This is a genomic window from Paenarthrobacter sp. MSM-2-10-13 (assembly GCF_011605365.1).
Lineage (GTDB): Bacteria > Actinomycetota > Actinomycetes > Actinomycetales > Micrococcaceae > Arthrobacter.
The window spans coordinates 162,424-178,787 of the sequence record NZ_JAAOXO010000006.1 but is presented as its reverse complement, the minus strand read 5'-3'; the positions used below and the strand labels follow the sequence as shown (position 1 = coordinate 178,787).

Below are 16,364 nucleotides of genomic sequence, written 5' to 3'. Positions count from 1 at the left end.
CGGGGATCTAGTTGGAGGGGAAGTTGTAGGAGGCGCCGGAGGCATGGGTGGGTTCGGGCCAGCGGGAGGTGATGACTTTGCCTCGGGTGTAGAAGGAGACGCCTTCGGGGCCGTAGATGTGTTTGTCGCCGAAGAGGGAGTTCTTCCACCCGCCGAAGGAGTGGTAGGCCACCGGGACGGGCAGCGGCACGTTGATGCCCACCATGCCCACGGTCACCGAGCGCTGGAACTTACGAGCGTTCGCTCCCGAGGAGGTGAAGATCGCGGTGCCGTTGCCGTACGGGTTGGAGTTAATAAGCTTGATGCCCTCTTCGAGGTCGGCCACGCGGACCACTACCAGGACGGGTCCGAAGATTTCCTCGGTGTACGCGGTCATTTCGGTCTTGACGTGATCGATCACCGTGGGGCCCACCCAGAAGCCGTCTTCGTGGCCCGGGACCACCAAGTCCCGGCCGTCCACCACCATCGCGGCGCCGGCGGTTTCGGCTTCGGTGACGATCTTGACGATGCGTTCTTTGGAGGCCGGGGTGATGACCGGGCCCATGTCGGCGTCGGGTTCGGTGCCGTTGCTCACCTTGATGGCCAAGGCGCGTTCCTGGACCTTTTTCACGATCAGGTCCGCTGCGTCACCCACAGCAACGGCGACGGAGATCGCCATGCAACGCTCACCGGCGGAACCGAACGCGGCGGCGGCGAGGTGATCGGCAGCGTTGTCGAGGTCAGCGTCGGGCATCACGATGGCGTGGTTCTTCGCCCCGCCCAGGGCCTGCACGCGCTTGCCGTGCTTGGTAGCTGTCTCGTGGACGTACCGCGCGATCGGGGTGGAGCCGACAAACGAGATGCCGTCCACGTCCGGGTGGGTCAGCAGGCCGTCGACGGTTTCCTTGCCACCGTGCAGGACCTGGAACACGCCATCGGGCAGGCCGGCCTGCTTCCAGAGCTTGGCCAGCAGCATCGGGGCGGACGGATCACGCTCGGAGGGCTTGAGGATGAACGCGTTACCGGTAGCGATGGCCATCGGCGCCATCCACAACGGCACCATGACCGGGAAATTGAACGGGGTAATGCCTGCAACCACACCCAGCGGCTCGCGGAAGGAGAAAACATCGATGCCCGTGGAGATCTGGTCCGAGTAGTCGCCCTTGAGCAGCTGCGGGATGCCACAGGCGAACTCGATGACTTCCAGGCCGCGGCCGATCTCGCCCTTAGCGTCGGAGAGGACCTTGCCGTGCTCCGCGGTGATCAGCTCGGCCAAGTCATCGACATGTGCGGCGACGAGTTCACGGAACTTGAACAACACCGCGGTGCGCTTGGCAAGGGAAATATCGCCCCAGGACTCCGCGGCCTTCTTCGCGGCAGCCACCGTGGTGTTCAGATCGGCTTCGTTGGCCAGACGCAGCTCCGCGGAAACCTGTCCGGTGGCCGGATTGTAGACGGGCTGGGTGCGGTCGCCTTCGCCGGTGGTTTCAGCGCCGTTGATGAAGTGGTGGATGGTGGTCAGTGTGGTCGTCGTCGACATGTGCGGACTTCCTTGTGGTCTGTGGCTTTTAGGGCGGGGCTGTGACTAGCCGAGCAGCTTACGCTGGCGGTTCTTGTGGTCTGTATACGTCTTGTAGGCCTGCTGGGTGGATTCGAGGTCTGAGACCTGCGAGACGGGAACATCCCACCAGGACTCGGAGCTCGGGGCATCCAGCAAAGGATCGGACTCAACGTGGATCACGATGGGGCCTGTTTCCGGGGCCGCTTTGGCTTCCTTGATGGCGGCGCCGAGGGCCTCAATGACGTTCTCACCAGGTTCGATCCGGATGACCTTGGCTCCCAGAGATTCTGCGTTGGTGGCGAGGTCGATGGGAAGGTTCTCGCCGGCGTCGAAGCTGTGCTGTTCCTTGTCCAGGACCCGGTACTGCGTGCCGAAGCGCTGGGAACCGAGTGATTCGGACAGTGAACCGATGGAGGCGTAGCCGTGGTTCTGGATGAGGACCACGATCAGTTTGATGCGTTCGGCGACGGCGGTGACCAGTTCGGTGTGCATCATCAGGTAGGAGCCGTCCCCCACCATGACCACCACATCCCTGTCCGGACCACCGGCAGCGGCTTCGGCCAGGGCTGCGCGCTTCACGCCCAGCCCTCCCGGAATTTCGTAGCCCATGCAGGAGTAGGCGTATTCCACGTGGTAGCCGAAGGGGTCGCGGACTCGCCACATCTTGTGCAGGTCACCGGGCAGGGAACCGGCGGCGCAGATGACAACGTCGTGGTCATCCATGGCCTTGTTGGTGGCACCGATGATCTCGTTCTGGGCCGGCAACGGCGTGTAGCGGGTCTCGAAGGCCTCGTCCACGGTTGCGTTCCAGCGTTTCTTCTCCGCTGCGACCTTGTCTTCCAGATCGGCACCCACCCGGTACCCGCCTAAGGCCTGGTTGAGCTTCACCAGTGCCTTGCGGGCATCGGCGACGATCGGCAGTGTGGTTCCATGCTTGTAGGCGTCAATCGCTGCAACGTTGATGTTCACGAACTTCACGTCCGGGTTCTGGAACGCCGTGCGGGACGCGGTAGTGAAGTCCTCGTAGCGGGTCCCGATGCCAATGATGAGGTCCGCTTCGGCAGCGATGGCGTTGGCCGCCGTCGTGCCGGTGGAGCCGACCGCACCGAGCGAGTGCTGGTGGTCCCACGGCAGGACACCGACACCGGCCTGCGTGTTACCCACCGGAATGCCCGTCAGCTCAGCAAATGTGGCGAGTTCATCATTGGCGTAGGCGTAAAGGACTCCACCGCCGGCGATGATCAGCGGTCGTTTAGCTGCCCGGATGGCCTCCACGGCGCGGCGGATGTCGTCATCCTCGGCCTCGGGACGGCGGATCCGCCACTCCCGCTCGGCCAGGAACTCTTCGGGAACGTCGAAAGCCTCGGCCTGGACATCTTGCGGCAGTGAAATCGTGACCGCGCCGGTCTCGGCTGGGTCTGTCAGAACGCGGAGTCCGTGGTGGAACGCTGAGAAGAGCTGTTCCGGGCGGGAGACCCGGTCGAAGAACTTGGACAGCGGACGGAAGGCATCGTTGACCGTGATGTCATACGCGTACGGGAGCTCCAGCTGCTGCAGTACGGGATCCGCGGCGCGCGTGGCGAACGTGTCACTGGGCAGCAGGAGTACGGGCAGGCGGTTGGTGGTGGCCAATGCGGCACCGGTCAGCAGGTTCGAGGAACCCGGACCAATGGAAGTGCTGATCGCGAACGTCTGCCGGCGACGCGTGTGCCGTGCGTAGCCCACGGCTTGGTGCACCTGGGCCTGCTCATTGCGGCCCTGGTAGTACGGCATGATCGTAGGATCCGCAGCCTGGTACTGCTTCAATGCCTGACCAACACCGGCCACATTGCCGTGCCCGAAGATCCCGAACGTGCCCGGAATCAACCGCTCGCGGTAGTCCACACCGTTGATGGAGTCCACGGTGTACTGCTTGGAAAGGAATTCGACCACAGCCTGCGCCACGGTCATCCGACGGGTTGCTGTACCCATTGCTAGCTACTCCGATACTTTCACTGGAATACGGTCTGCCAAGGTGCGCTTGTCCGCAGCGGCGGCCACGGGCGCAGTGTTGTTCAGCAGCGAGGCCGCAGTCGCAACGGCACCCGCCACATCGCCGTCGTGCGGGTAAAGCAACGTCCTGCCCACCGTGAGGCCGCGGACGCCTGGCAATGCCAGAGCTGCCTGCCAGCTGGCGAACACCTCGTCCTGACTTCCGTCAGGGTCACCACCCAACAACACAGTGGGCATGGTGGTGGACGCCATGACGCGTTCCATCTCAGCCACCACCGGGAGCTTCATCCAGGTATAGGCGCTAGTGGAACCAAGGCCTTCGGCAATACCCACAGACTTGATCACGGCATCTGCACGGAGGTCGTTGCGGACCTTTCCGTGCGCATCACGGACAGAGAGGAACGGCTCAACCATAGCGATGAGCTTGCGCTCGGCCAGCGAATCGATGGCTTTCGCCGTGGCTTCAAGAGTGGCCACAGTGTCCGGGTCGCCGAGGCAGATGCGTGTGAGCATTTTGCCGCCATCGGCACCGAGCGCTTCCAGCGCAGCGGCAGTATGGCCGGTGAAACGGTCATCGAACTCGTTGACCAGGCCGGCCAGTCCACCACGGTTCATGGAACCGAAGACGAGTTTGCCTTCCAAGGCCCCCAGCAGCAGGAGGTCGTCCATGATGTCCGGCGAGGCGAGGATGCCATCAACGGCAGGGTTCGCCAAGGCAATCTGCAGACGGTCCAGGAGGTCCCTGCGATCCGCCATGGCCATGGGCTGTGGACCAACGGCGAGGGCGCCGCGGGCAGGATGGTCTGCAGCGACGATGAAGTTCTGCGTGTTGTGTTTCAGGCCGGGGTGACGGCGGCGGGTGGCTGCAGCGCGGGCCACGGCCTCGGGGTCCTCCAACCTGATACGGCTCAAATGCTCGTAACGGCGGGGGTCATCGTTGGCGCTCAACGAACTGCTCCTTCTGCAAGGGTGGAGGCTTCGAGAGCCGCACCGGGGATGGGGCGGCCTCGTTCAGTGAGCAGCGAGGTGACCTCGTCCGGCGTCGGCATGGCATCAGCGCAGGAGAGGCGTGAGGCGACGATCGCACCGGAGGCGTTCGCGTAGTCCAGGACCTCGGACAGCGGCCAACCGGACAGCAGCCCGTGACAGAAGGCGCCGCCAAAGGAGTCGCCGGCACCCAGGCCATTGACGGTTTCCACCGGGACAGGGGCGGAGACCACGCGCTCGGTGCGGGTTTTGGCCATCACGCCTTCCGCGCCAAGCTTCACGACGGCAATTTCGACGCCGGCGGCCAGCAGGCGGTCTGCCTGTTCGTCGGGCGTTCCCTCACCCACGGCAACAGCGCATTCCTTGTCGTTGCCGATCGCGACGGTCACATGCGGGAGCACCTTGGCAACTTCGGTGCGGGCTTCGGCTTCGGAGGCCCAGAACATGGGACGGTAGTCCAGATCCAAGATGGTGAACTGACCTTGCTTCAGTCCGGCACGGGGCCGGGCCTGATGGGCTTTGATGTGGGCTTCGCGGCTGGGTTCCTGGCACAGGCCGGTGACGGTGGACCAGAAAATGCCAGCGTCACGGATGGCCGCCAGGTCCAGCTCTGCAGCCTTGATCTGCAGGTCCGGTGCCGAGGGAAAACGGCCGTAAAAGTAGAGTGGGAATTCGTCCGTGGCCGGTTTGATCGCGCAGAAGGTCACCGCCGTGGGGTATTCCTTGACCGCGGAGACGAAAGAATCGTCCACATTGAACTTGTGCAGTTCCCGGTGCAGGTAGTTTCCGAAGGCGTCATCGCCGGTACGGGTGATGACGCCCGCGCGTCGGCCGTGACGCGCCGCGGCGACGGCTACGTTGGAGGGCGAACCTCCAAGGTATTTCCCAAAGGACGTTACGTCCTCAAGGTCCACTCCGATGTCGTTCGGGTAGATATCAACGCTGATGCGCCCGATCGTAAGCAGTTCGTGGGTCACGATGATCGTTGACCTTTCTCTTGTGAACTCTAAACCTTTGAGCGCTGGGCCCCAATGCCTTGCCACCCCTCAGTGAGCGGGGCCACAGGACTACTTTGCACCAGATTCAATGTCCTGTCAAAGGTTTGTACTGACATATTTACAACATGACACCGGGTGCCATTATTTGCTCGGCACGGCCAGTTCGCCTGTGACATACTGACTGCGGCCAAAGCCGAACGACCAGTCACCTGGCGAGTTCTCCACATAGCCCACAAAGACGTCCTCACCCGGCACTCCCACCTCAGCCAGACTGCTGGCGATTGCCGCAAATAACGAACTCTTGGCATCCTGGCTGCGGCCACCCTGCGTAAAGATCTGGATCATCACCATCCCGGAAGTGCGCTCAAACCCGAGGCCGGCGTCCTGGGCAATAATCTGACCCTGGGGATGCTCGGTGAGAATGTGGAAGTAATCGCGCTCCGGTATCCCATATTCCGCAAGGATGGCATCGTGAACAGCGCGGCTCAGCGCGGTCAATTCCTCCGGGGTGCGGCCTTGATTGACGTCGATTCGAACAAGCGGCATGTTTTTCTCTCCTAATTTGTCCTGTCATACTAACAAACTGCATCTTCGAAATTCAAGGGTGCCGTGATTCCCTTGGTGCCAACAACAAACAACCCCCCGGCCGCGGGCGGCAAGGGGGGTGGCGGTAATCGAAGGTGGGTGGACGACTGCCACCCAATGGCACATGCGCCTCACCAAGGCCACGTGATAGGTGATAACCACCAGGGTCAGCGAACGCTACGCCTGTACCAAGGGTCGACCCACTGCCCTAGCGCGTCCGATGCCATGCACCACCTCAGAGATACTCGTTGCCTCGTTCACGGGCTATTTCCAACAGGGTGGAGTGGAACGCCACCTCCGCAGGCGCATAGACCTTGTCCTGGCGTTGGGCCAAGAGAACCCGGCGCAGGGGTGCCTCGGCCCCCAGGCTGAGGACCCTGACATCCGGATGCTGCAAGGCCACCGCTGTCTTGGGGGCCATCGCCACCCCCATGCCGACGCTGACCATGGCTTGAGCCTCTTGGTAATCGTTGGCAAGGAATCCGATGTTTGGTTCAAAGCCGGCGTCGTGGGCGGAGCGTTGAAGTACCTCCACTACCGGGTGCGCCTCTGCGCGGACTATCCACGATTCCTTTCGGAGGTCTTTCATGGTCACCTCGTCGCGATCGGCCAAAGGGTGCCCCTTGGCCACAAGGATCACCGTGCTCTCTTGGAAGACTTCCGTGACCCGAATGGATTCGTCGTTGAAGCGGTTCCAGGGGTAGTCCCAGAGCAAGCACAACCCGGTCACTCCGGATTCGAGGTCCGAGACCAATTCATCGAAGCGGGCGCTGCGCACTGAGAGACCAATCGCCGGGTAGCGCTTCTTGAAGGCGCGGATCACTAAGGGCAAAAATGAACCGGCCAGTGTAGGGAACGTGCCAACCGTCAATGAGCCGCGGTTCAAACCGGCAATCTGGCCAAGGTCGGACCGGGCGGCGCGCATCTGTCCCACGATCTTCCGCGCATGTCCTGCCAGCACCTGCCCCGCCTCCGTGGGGACAACACCGCGGGACCGCCGGTTGAGCAGGGGCTGCCCCACTTCCTGCTCCAATTTGCGCAGCTGCTGCGAGACAGCCGATGGCGAATACATCATGATGTCCGCCGCCGCGGTGATCGATCCCTGTTCCACCACCTCCACCAGGAGGGCAAGTCGCCGGATATCAAATAAATCCAAACTTTCATCGTTAAGCATCGCTTCACCCTTCTCCATACTTGGTTCATTCTAAGCAGTTGCACGGCATTCAGCGCCTGCAGCAGGGTGGAAACCAAGGTTTTCGCAATCTTCAAGCTCCGCCTAACCCTGCCTACACAGTGAATGAAGGATCACTACACTCCCCCTCATTTATCCAACATTGTCTTCATATGTGATTCGGATCATCCTCGTAACAGGCAAACAAACTTTGCAGGATTGCCACGAGAGGCAGGGAAGCACAATGAAGATCGAAGCTGAATGGATGCGCGGAGGAACCAGCAAGTGCTGGGTCTTTGAAACTGAACACCTGGATACGGCCAACGCCAACCTGGACGATCTCCTGCCACGACTCTTTGGAAGCCCCGATACCCGGCAAATCGATGGGGTGGGCGGGGCTACATCGACTACCAGTAAGGCAATGATCCTCAGCCGACCGGCGAACCCGGGGGTGGACGTCGAATTCACCTTCGCCCAGGTGGGCATCGAGGAGGCCACCGTTGACTGGGGCAGCAACTGCGGGAACTGCTCCGCCGTCGTCGGCCTCTACGCCATCGAGAAAGGCTGGGTCGTGCCCGACGCCGATTCCACCCGCATCGTCACCCGTAACACCAACACGGGCCAGATCATCATCCAGCGGGTTTCCACACCTGCCGGCGCGCTGCCGATCACCCCGGACGCGCACATGCCCGGCGTCGTGTTTCCCGGCTACAAAGTCGGTCTTGGCTTCCAAGATCCGGCCGGCAAGACCACCGGACATCTGCTCCCCACGGGTGAGGCGTCAGACACGATCATGGCCGGCGGAACCCGCTGGACCGTATCGATGGTGGATGCCGGCGCCCCGGTAGTCATCGTCCGGGCCGAGGAACTTGGACTGGACACAGCCCGCTACGAGACGTGGAAGGCCAGCGTGGAATTGCACCTGGATACCCTGGACGTCATCCGTCGTCAGGCAGCGGTCCGAATGGGAATGGCAGCAACTCCAGCCGAAGCCGCACGCGCCGTTCCCAAGCTCGCAATCGTCGGCCCACCCACCGGGCCGGAGTGCGACGTCAACGTCATGATGCTGTCGATGGGCAAGCCCCATCCGGCGTTGGCCATCACCGGCAGCATCGCCCTCACACTCGCCGCCCGCACCCCGGGCACGGTAATGAACGACATCACCGGCGACGCACCCCAGGCAGTCCTGAAACTGCGGACACCTGCCGGCGTCATCGAAACCTGGAGCGAGGAACTAGATGGGTCCCTTCTGGTGGGCGTAGACCGAACAGCGCGCACCATCGCCTCCAGCATCATTCACCTCCCGGAGACTCTCGGCAACGTCGTCGAAGCCTCACTAGCAACAGCCACTCGATGAGGAGAAACAACCATGGCTAAGACTATTTCCACACCAGCTCCCGAGGCTGAGAGCGACATCCGGGAAGAGCGTTCCCAGCGACCCGGCAACCGCCGCCGTATCCTGCTGATAACGGTTGCCGCTTCAGTCATCCTGGGTCTGTTTGCCATCCTGTTCGGGGGTGCCATCTTCAACCCGGCGGCCACCCCTGAATCGGAGCCGACCATGACTGCCATCCAGATCATCCCGCTGGTAATCCTTGTGGTGATGTTCGTCGTCGCCACCAAGTGGCCACTGAACATCGGCGTCATGGGACTCGTGGCGTCCTTCGGGGTTGGCTACTTCATGCTGGGTATGACCGACAAGGAGATCCTGGCCGATTTCCCGGCGAACATCGTGATCACCATCATCGGTGTTACCTACTTCTTCAGCATGGCCCAGCGGAACGGGACCATCGACATCATCGTCCAAAACTGCGTCAGGCTTGTTCGTGGAAAGACTCTGCTGCTGCCGTGGGTATTCTTCCTGCTCGCAGCATCACTGACCGCCCTGGGCACGTTCTCCCCCGCCGCCGTGGCTCTGCTGGCACCGGCTGCGATCGGCCTGGCCTACGAGTCACGCATCCACCCGGTTCTTATGGGCGCATTCATCATCAACGGAGCCCACGCAGGCGGCTTCTCCCCGCTGTCCGTGGCGGGTGTCCTGGTGCATGACATTGCTGTCAAGAACGGCTTCCCAATCTCCCAGGGCGCACTTTTCGGAGCGAGCTTCGCACTGAATCTGATCCTGTCCGTACTCACCGTGGTGCTGTTCGCCCTTTTGGGTAAACTCCGCGACGGCGCCGCAGGCCAGCACGCCGAGCTCGAAGCACGACCCACCCGCCCGCACGGCCAGCAGATCCTGACGCTGGGGCTCATCGTGGCCATGCTTGTCTGCGCCTTGGGCTTCCACATGCCCATCGGCTTCGTCGCCCTCTCGGCGGGACTCCTGCTGGCGCTGGTCAACATTAGGGAGCACCAAACCTTCATCGGCGGAGTCTCCTGGTCCACCGTGCTGCTCGTCGCCGGAATGATCACTTACGTTTCCCTCCTGCAGCACGTTGGCGTCATCGACACCCTCGCAGAGCAAGCCCTGGCCCTCGGAGCACCTCTCCTCATTGCCCTGGTACTCTGCTATGTCATCGGCGTCGGCTCCGCTTTCGCCTCCTCCACCGCGCTGCTGACAGCTTTCATCCCTCTGGCTGGTCCTTTGCTGGCAACGAGTTCGCTCAGTGCATCGGGAACCGTTGCGGCCCTGGCGATCGCCGCCACCGTGGTGGACGTATCGCCGTTCTCCACCGACGGCGCGTTGGTGGTGGCCAACGCTCGCGAGGATGACCGTCAGCGCGTCTATAAGCAGCTGATGATGTACGCCGGCGGAGTGGTTTTGGTGGCACCCGCACTCGCTTGGGCATTGCTTGTACCAACGGGCATCATGTAGCTCAACGTATTACTAAACGCCGAAGAACAGGTTCGGTACGCGTAGGAACCGCTCCGGCACACCATCGCAACAGGTAACCCGACCTCCGGGCGCAGGGGCGCGACCCATCGCACCAAGGGCAGGACCACCCACCAGTGGTCCTGCCCTTCGTTATTTTTGGGTGGGGCTAGGGCGTGACTTTGAGCTCACGGATGGTCAGGTCCTGGAATGTGGCCGATCCTTCATGGGCGTAAAGGCGGATGCCGTCATCACCTTCAAGGGGGAAAGCCCGGTGCGAGTGCACCACGCGCCCATCGCCGACGAACACTTCGACGCTGGTGCGATCCACAAGGATGCGGAGCGTAAGTCTGCCAGTGGTGGGATCCATCGCGGTTTGGGTTTCCCCCGCAGTGGGGTTAACGGTGGGGCGGCGGTTGACGTACGTAAACGAGCCACGCAGGAACGCACCGGCGGCCACATGCCTGCCTCCACCTGGTGCGCGGCATACCTCCAACCCGAGATTGGCCGGCGGCGCGGCCGGATCCCACACCACCTCGCAGCTCAGATCGTAAGCATTCGAGCGGATCTTCAGGTCATGAGTACCGGCAACCGCCACATCACCTAGTCGATGTGTGCGCTTCACGTGATCGCTCAGGGCAGATGTGGGCGCTGAGGCGAGGTAATAGGCGTCGCTTCCACGCTTGAGCCGGACATCGCGGACAATCATGTCATCGCCGTTGTAGCCGTCAGTGGAAAGGGTTGGCGTGTTGTGGGGGTAATCCCAGAAATTGGCCCAGCCGATTGCCCGTCGGAGGGTTGGGTCCTCCGCACCCGTCGCATCGTGATGCGGGTAGGTCACTGCGCCATAAAAGTCGAAGCCATAATCAAGCCATTCCGGCTCGGCGAGGTCGGGGGTGAAGGAGCTGCCGTCAAAAGCTCCAGTCCAATACGCATACGTCGCAGGCAACCCGCGCCCCTTGCCATTGGCACTGGTACCAAGGACCCAGTGCGAGGTGCCGTCGTCGGCAGTCATCTTGAAGAGGTCAGGGCACTCCAGCAGCCCCAGGTCGCTGCGAAGAAATTCGCCAACACGTTTCCAGGACCGCAGGTCCGGGGAAGTGTAAAAACCCAGCTTCTGCCCCTCGGCATTGGCCATGAACCACCGGCCGCGGTCTGCGTCCCAGATCACCTTGGGGTCTCGGAAATCGTGCACCCCCGGGTTGGGCAGTACCGGCGCCTCGCCGCCGGGCGTGAAAGAGCGCCCCCTGTCCGTGGAGTACCAGAGGTATTGTGCCTGCCGGCCTTCCGGAGCCTGGGTAACTAGGGCTATGACGGCTCCAGCACCATATCCGGCAGTATTGGCATCATCAACCACCAGACATCCGGACCAACAATCGCCGTTGCCGTTGCTGAACTTGGGTATCGCCACTCCGCGATCCCGGAATGCGACGTGATCCGTGGTGGTGGCCCTGCGCCAGGACGTGCCGCCACCGCCCTTGATGTAGTCAGCGTTGTACAGGTAGTAGTAGTGGTACTCCCCGTCAAGGTAGATGGGTCGTTGGGGATCGTTCTTCCAGTTGTCGGTCACGCTGAAGTGATAGACAGGGCGCATCCGGGATGATCCTTTCGAGGCTGGGCCGCCCACCGCCATAGCGGGTCCTCCAGGAGTGGAGAGCGCGATGGACCCGCCCAGCGCAACAGCGCCAGCGCCGGTCAGAAGTCCGCGGCGGGAGACTGACAGTGATTCATCCATGGGTTTTCTTCCGTTCCGGCTGCAGGCTACGGGTCTCTTCAAAGACCCCGGCCATGGTCCAGGCATCGAAGGAGAGGATCCGCACCGAACCTTCGGTGGCTGCCAGCGTCACGCGCTCGCCGCCGAGGGTTGGGTAGATACGGGCCGTGAGCGGCTTGCCATTGGCGAAAATTTCGACGGCGGACCGGTCCACCAGAACGCGCAGGCGAACTCGCCCATTAGTCATGGGAATGGGGCCGGACTTGTCCTCAACGTCAACGGCAGGGTTGAGGCTGCTGCGGGTCCGGTCAAGGCGAAGAGTGCCTGTTGGGGTTTCGTCAGCAGCCCGGCTCAGCATGATGAGCGTTTCCTCAGCACCATCCGTGGACACGAGCACGCCGAGGCGAACCTCCGCACCAGGGGCAAGGTGTAGGTCCAGCTCAAGGTCCAGCTGGTTGCCGGACACACGGGTATCCAGTGGCGTTCCAGCCCCCACCAAAACCTGGGCCGGCACGCTGACGTGGTTGCGACGGAGTTTCGCGATTTCGGGAACCGGTGCAAACTCCAGGGTTCCGTCGTTGGCCACCGTGGTGAGCCGCGGCAAGCTCATCACCCCGGACCAGCCGGCCTCCACCATGGCTGCGTCGCTGCGACCTTCCTGCATCCAGCCGAACATGACACGTCGACCGGACTCATCCTGGAAAGACTGCGGGGCGTAGAAAAAGCGACCCCCAAAGTCCAGCCGGTGCAAAGCCTCCGGTTCGAAGGAATTTCCGACGTAGCGACCGGTCCAGTACAGCGGGTGGCGGGTTTCGCCGTCGTTCCATGCGGAGAAAACCAGCACATCAGGCGAGTCGTCAGCAGGTGCGGATCCTAAAGAACCTTGTCCTGCCCGGAACAGATCAACGCATTCCCACATGGTCCCGGTCCAGTCAGTGTCCGCCGGGTCACCCTGTGAGGCATCTCCGATGAACAGCGGCCCCACGTAGTCCCACGATCTCAAGTCCGAAGACTCGTACAAGAACGCCGTACCGCCGCGATGACGAATTCCTGAGCCTACCAACTGCCTCCACACGGTCCCCTCGCGCCATACGCAGTGATCGCGGTAGGCAGTGATGTCCACCCCTGCAGGCGGCGCTGCGATCACGGGGTTCCCGGGATCCTTGGTCCAGTCCAGAAGGTCAGGGGATCCTATGGCGACGCAGGGCAACTCCTTGTCCGCGAACCGTCCGGAGTACACCAAGGTGGGTGTGCCGTCGTCGTTCACCAACACCCCGGACCAGCAGCCCTCGGCATCCGGTCCCGCGGATGGCTCCAAAGCCACGGGCTGATCAGTCCAGGTGACCAGGTCCGAGCTGGTGGCATGGCCCCACTGAATCCGGTGATGAAAAGCACCCTCAGGGTTGTATTGGTAGAACAAGTGGTACGTGCCGTTCCACTGGCTGACCCCGTTGGGATCGTTGAGCCAACCGGCCGGTGAAACGAAGTGGAATCGCGGGCGAAGGGGGTCGGCCTCGGCGCGGGACAGCAGTTCGTCGCGCGGAACGGTGGCGAGCGGGTGGGTAAGTTCAGTCATGCGGAAGCCTCTTCGTGAGCGTTCGACGCCGGGTGGCTGGTTTGGGTTGGTTCACTGACCAAGGCATGACTGCCGGCAGCAGCCCACGGCCGGTAGAGGTGGCAGCGAACCCAGTGACGGTTTTCGGGGTCACCCACCTGATGGCGCACAGGTTCCTCGGACGAGCATGCTTGGTTCGGATCGCCGTAGAACGTGCAGTGCGTTGAGGCCATGACCGCTTGCCGCAGTTCTGCCCTGCGGACCGGATCATAGGAGCCTGCACGGGCCGGGTCAGGGACAGCTGAAACCAGCAGTTGCGTGTAGGGGTGGGCAGGATTGGCCAGAAGGTCCAAGGACTCGCCTTCTTCAACCAGTTCACCGGCGAACATGACCGCGGTCCTGTCTGCCAAGTACCGTGCGGACGCGAGGTCGTGGGTGATGTAGAGCATGGAGATGCCCTGCTCGTCGCGGAGCTTGCGCATCAGGTTCAGCACGCCGATCCGGACAGAAACGTCCAGCATGGACGTGGGCTCATCAGCCAGGATGACCTGCGGTTCAACGGCGAGGGCCCGGGCGATCGCAACGCGTTGGCGCTGGCCGCCGGAGAGCTCGTGCGGATACGAGTTCAGCATGTCAGCCTGAAGGCCAACGGTGGTCATGAGTTCTTCGAGCCGCCGCTGGGTCTCCCGCTCGCTTCCGCCGCTCCTGCCGTGGATCGCCAACGAGCGCCGCAGGAAGTGATCCATCCTGTGGGCCGGGTTCAGTGAACCGAAGGGGTCTTGGAACACCATCTGCAGTTTTGATCGGAACGCACGCGATGCTTGGAACCGGTCGCGTTTGAGGACGTCGACGCCGTCAATCAGGATTTCCCCTGAACTAGGCTTTTCGAGCCGCGCCACACAGCGGGCCAAGGTGCTCTTGCCGGAACCGGACTCCCCCACGAGCGCTACGATTTCGCCTTTGGCGATGCTCAGGTCGATCCCGTGGAGGGCGCGGACAGAATCGCGGGAGAACAAACCGCCAATGGGGAAAGTCTTTCCCAGGCCGCGAATTTCCAGGGCAGGGGTGCCGGTGGTGGACACGGCCGCCGGGGTCATCAGTGAGTGGCTCATCGTGCGGCTCCTTCCAGGTTGACGGAATTGACCACCGAAGTGTCGGCGACAAACGGGGCTACAAAGTGGCCGGGTGCCACCTCAGCGAGGTCCGGGATGTTGCGGAACTTCACGCCGTCGGGCAGTCCCGTCAATGGGACGCGGGGGCCGGTGAGCGGCGGGAACGCGCCCATCAGCGCTTGGGTGTACGGGTGACGGGGGTTGGCGTAGACGTCATGGGCCTTGGCGGTTTCCACCATCCGCCCGCCATACATCACGGCCATGCGGTGCGAGAGTTCCACCATGAGAGACATGTCGTGCGTAATGAACAGGACAGAGAAACCGAGCTCGCGCTGGAGCTCCTTGATCTGGGCCATTATTTCCTGCTGAACCACCACATCCAGTGCGGTAGTTGGCTCGTCCAGGATCAAGAGTGACGGCTTGAGCGCTACAGCCATGGCAATCACAGCTCGTTGACGCATGCCGCCTGAGAGCTGGTGCGGGTAGGACTTGAGCCGGGAGGGTTCGATTCTTACCAGTTCCAGCAGTTCCCCGGCTCGCCGCATTGATTCCTTGCGGGAATAGCCGGCATGGGTCGTGAAGATATCAACGATCTGTTCGCCGATGGTCAGCACCGGATTGAGCGAGTTCATGGCCGATTGGAACACCATGGCCACGTCCTGCCAGCGGAAGCGCCGCAGCTCCTCCGGAGTCATGGCCAGGACGTCCTTGCCGCCAAAGGAAATGCTGCCGCCGGCGATCTTCGCGGGATCCTTCAGGAGCCTCATGATCGAGTTGGCAATGGTGGATTTACCGCATCCGGACTCCCCCGCGAGACCGAACACCTCGCCGGTGCCGATGCTGAAGGAAACGTGATCGACGGCAGTGGTGGAGCGGGTATCGCCGACGTACTGCACCGTGAGGTTCTTGACCTCCAGGACAGGCTGGTGGGAGCCGAAGGAAACTTGGGAGATGGTCATTTGGCGGCGCTCCTTTCGGCTTTCGCGGGTGTTGTTTTGGGCGTTTTGATCTTTCGGAGCCGCGGGTTGGTGACTTCGTCCACCGCGTAGTTGATCAGTGCAAGGGCGAAGGCCACCAGCGCGATGCACACGCCGGAGGGTACAAAGACCCACCAACTGCCGGTCAGCAGGGCACCTTCGTTACCGGCCCAGAAGAGGTTGTTTCCCCAGGAGACCGTGCTGACATCGCCCAGTCCCAGGAACTCCAGGCCCGCTTGGGCGCCGATTCCATAAATCACGCAGGCCAGGAGGGTGCCCATGACGATCGAGGCCATGTTGGGCAGGATCTCGCGGAACATGATCCGGCCTGCCCGTTCGCCGGAAACTACGGCCGCGGCCACAAAGTCCTTGGAGCGGATGGATAGTGCTTGTGAGCGCAGGACGCGGGCTGACCCGGCCCACCCGGTGACCACAAGAACCAGGATCACTGTGCCCAGGCCCGGCGGGAGGAAGGCGGCCAGGATGACCAGCAATGGCAGGCCGGGCAGCAACAGAAAAACGTTGGTGACCAGGGACAGTGCTTCGTCAATGAATTTGCCGAAGTACGCCGAGGCCAGACCCACCAGGATGCCGATGAAAGTGGACGCCACGCCCACAGTCAGTCCCACGAACAGCGAACTACGTGAGCCGTGGACGGTCAGGGCGAGCACGTCCTGTCCTTTGGCGGTAGTGCCAAGCCAGTGCTCGGCCGATGGTTCCAGGGAGGCCATCGCGGTGATCCTTGATGGGTCACCCGGGAACAGCACCGGCGCCAGCAGTGCCAGTGCAAGGAAGATGACCATCACGGCCATGCCCGTCAGCGCTTTCTTGTTGCTGATGAGGCCGTGGACGAAGCTGCGGTTGGGCTTGCGGACAGCCTGTGTTGGTGTTGGCTGCTTCAGAAGTGCGGTAGTCATGATC

13 protein-coding genes are annotated in these 16,364 nt (G+C 62.4%); 2 read left to right on the top strand and 11 right to left on the bottom strand.

Annotated elements, in window-relative coordinates; genetic code table 11:
* Window positions 1–7 precede the first annotated feature (7 nt).
* From HAV21_RS13815 to HAV21_RS13790, 6 genes are all read right to left on the bottom strand, one after another.
* Entirely contained in the window at window positions 8–1,519 is a 1,512-nt protein-coding gene (locus HAV21_RS13815) for a CoA-acylating methylmalonate-semialdehyde dehydrogenase (protein ID WP_166842106.1), read from the bottom strand.
* A 45-nt stretch (window positions 1,520–1,564) separates the two neighbouring features.
* Window positions 1,565–3,511, bottom strand: a complete 1,947-nt coding sequence (iolD, locus tag HAV21_RS13810; RefSeq protein WP_208096818.1) for a 3D-(3,5/4)-trihydroxycyclohexane-1,2-dione acylhydrolase (decyclizing) — start codon at window positions 3,509–3,511, stop codon at window positions 1,565–1,567.
* A gap of 6 nt (window positions 3,512–3,517) precedes the next feature.
* Window positions 3,518–4,480, bottom strand: coding sequence for a deoxyribose-phosphate aldolase (locus tag HAV21_RS13805; RefSeq protein WP_142939336.1), 963 nt, complete (start codon window positions 4,478–4,480; stop codon window positions 3,518–3,520).
* On the bottom strand, window positions 4,477–5,496 hold the full coding sequence (iolC, locus tag HAV21_RS13800) for a 5-dehydro-2-deoxygluconokinase (RefSeq protein ID WP_166842105.1): 1,020 nt from the start codon (window positions 5,494–5,496) through the stop codon (window positions 4,477–4,479). The genes HAV21_RS13805 and iolC overlap by 4 nt, the downstream gene beginning before the upstream one ends.
* Before the next feature lie 162 nt (window positions 5,497–5,658).
* Window positions 5,659–6,063 carry a tautomerase family protein gene (locus HAV21_RS13795; protein WP_166842104.1) on the bottom strand — a complete coding sequence of 135 codons (405 nt, stop codon included), beginning with the start codon at window positions 6,061–6,063 and terminating at the stop codon, window positions 5,659–5,661.
* Between the two features lie 274 nt (window positions 6,064–6,337).
* The gene (locus HAV21_RS13790) at window positions 6,338–7,276 is read right to left on the bottom strand and encodes a LysR family transcriptional regulator (protein ID WP_166842136.1); all 939 of its coding nucleotides are present in this window, start codon (window positions 7,274–7,276) and stop codon (window positions 6,338–6,340) included.
* 241 nt (window positions 7,277–7,517) lie between these two features.
* On the opposite strand from HAV21_RS13790, the gene HAV21_RS13785 reads away from it, so the two are divergent.
* On the top strand, window positions 7,518–8,630 hold the full coding sequence (locus HAV21_RS13785) for a PrpF domain-containing protein (RefSeq protein WP_166842103.1): 1,113 nt from the start codon (window positions 7,518–7,520) through the stop codon (window positions 8,628–8,630).
* Window positions 8,631–8,642: 12 nt separating this feature from the next.
* Window positions 8,643–10,088 (top strand): SLC13 family permease, encoded by a 1,446-nt coding sequence (locus tag HAV21_RS13780; RefSeq protein WP_166842102.1) that lies wholly within the window; start codon window positions 8,643–8,645, stop codon window positions 10,086–10,088.
* A gap of 166 nt (window positions 10,089–10,254) precedes the next feature.
* Here HAV21_RS13780 and HAV21_RS13775 read toward each other — a convergent pair whose 3' ends face one another.
* The 5 genes from HAV21_RS13775 to HAV21_RS13755 form a co-directional block, all read right to left on the bottom strand.
* Window positions 10,255–11,679, bottom strand: coding sequence for a glycoside hydrolase family 32 protein (locus HAV21_RS13775; RefSeq protein WP_166842135.1), 1,425 nt, complete (start codon window positions 11,677–11,679; stop codon window positions 10,255–10,257).
* Between the two features lie 133 nt (window positions 11,680–11,812).
* Entirely contained in the window at window positions 11,813–13,375 is a 1,563-nt protein-coding gene (locus HAV21_RS13770) for a glycoside hydrolase family 32 protein (protein WP_166842101.1), read from the bottom strand.
* Window positions 13,372–14,466 carry an ATP-binding cassette domain-containing protein gene (locus HAV21_RS13765; protein WP_166842100.1) on the bottom strand — a complete coding sequence of 365 codons (1,095 nt, stop codon included), beginning with the start codon at window positions 14,464–14,466 and terminating at the stop codon, window positions 13,372–13,374. Before HAV21_RS13765 ends, HAV21_RS13770 begins: the two co-directional genes overlap by 4 nt.
* Entirely contained in the window at window positions 14,463–15,425 is a 963-nt protein-coding gene (locus HAV21_RS13760; RefSeq protein ID WP_166842099.1) for an ABC transporter ATP-binding protein, read from the bottom strand. Before HAV21_RS13760 ends, HAV21_RS13765 begins: the two co-directional genes overlap by 4 nt.
* Entirely contained in the window at window positions 15,422–16,360 is a 939-nt protein-coding gene (locus HAV21_RS13755) for an ABC transporter permease (RefSeq protein ID WP_142939345.1), read from the bottom strand. Before HAV21_RS13755 ends, HAV21_RS13760 begins: the two co-directional genes overlap by 4 nt.
* Between the last annotated feature and the right edge of the window lie 4 nt (window positions 16,361–16,364).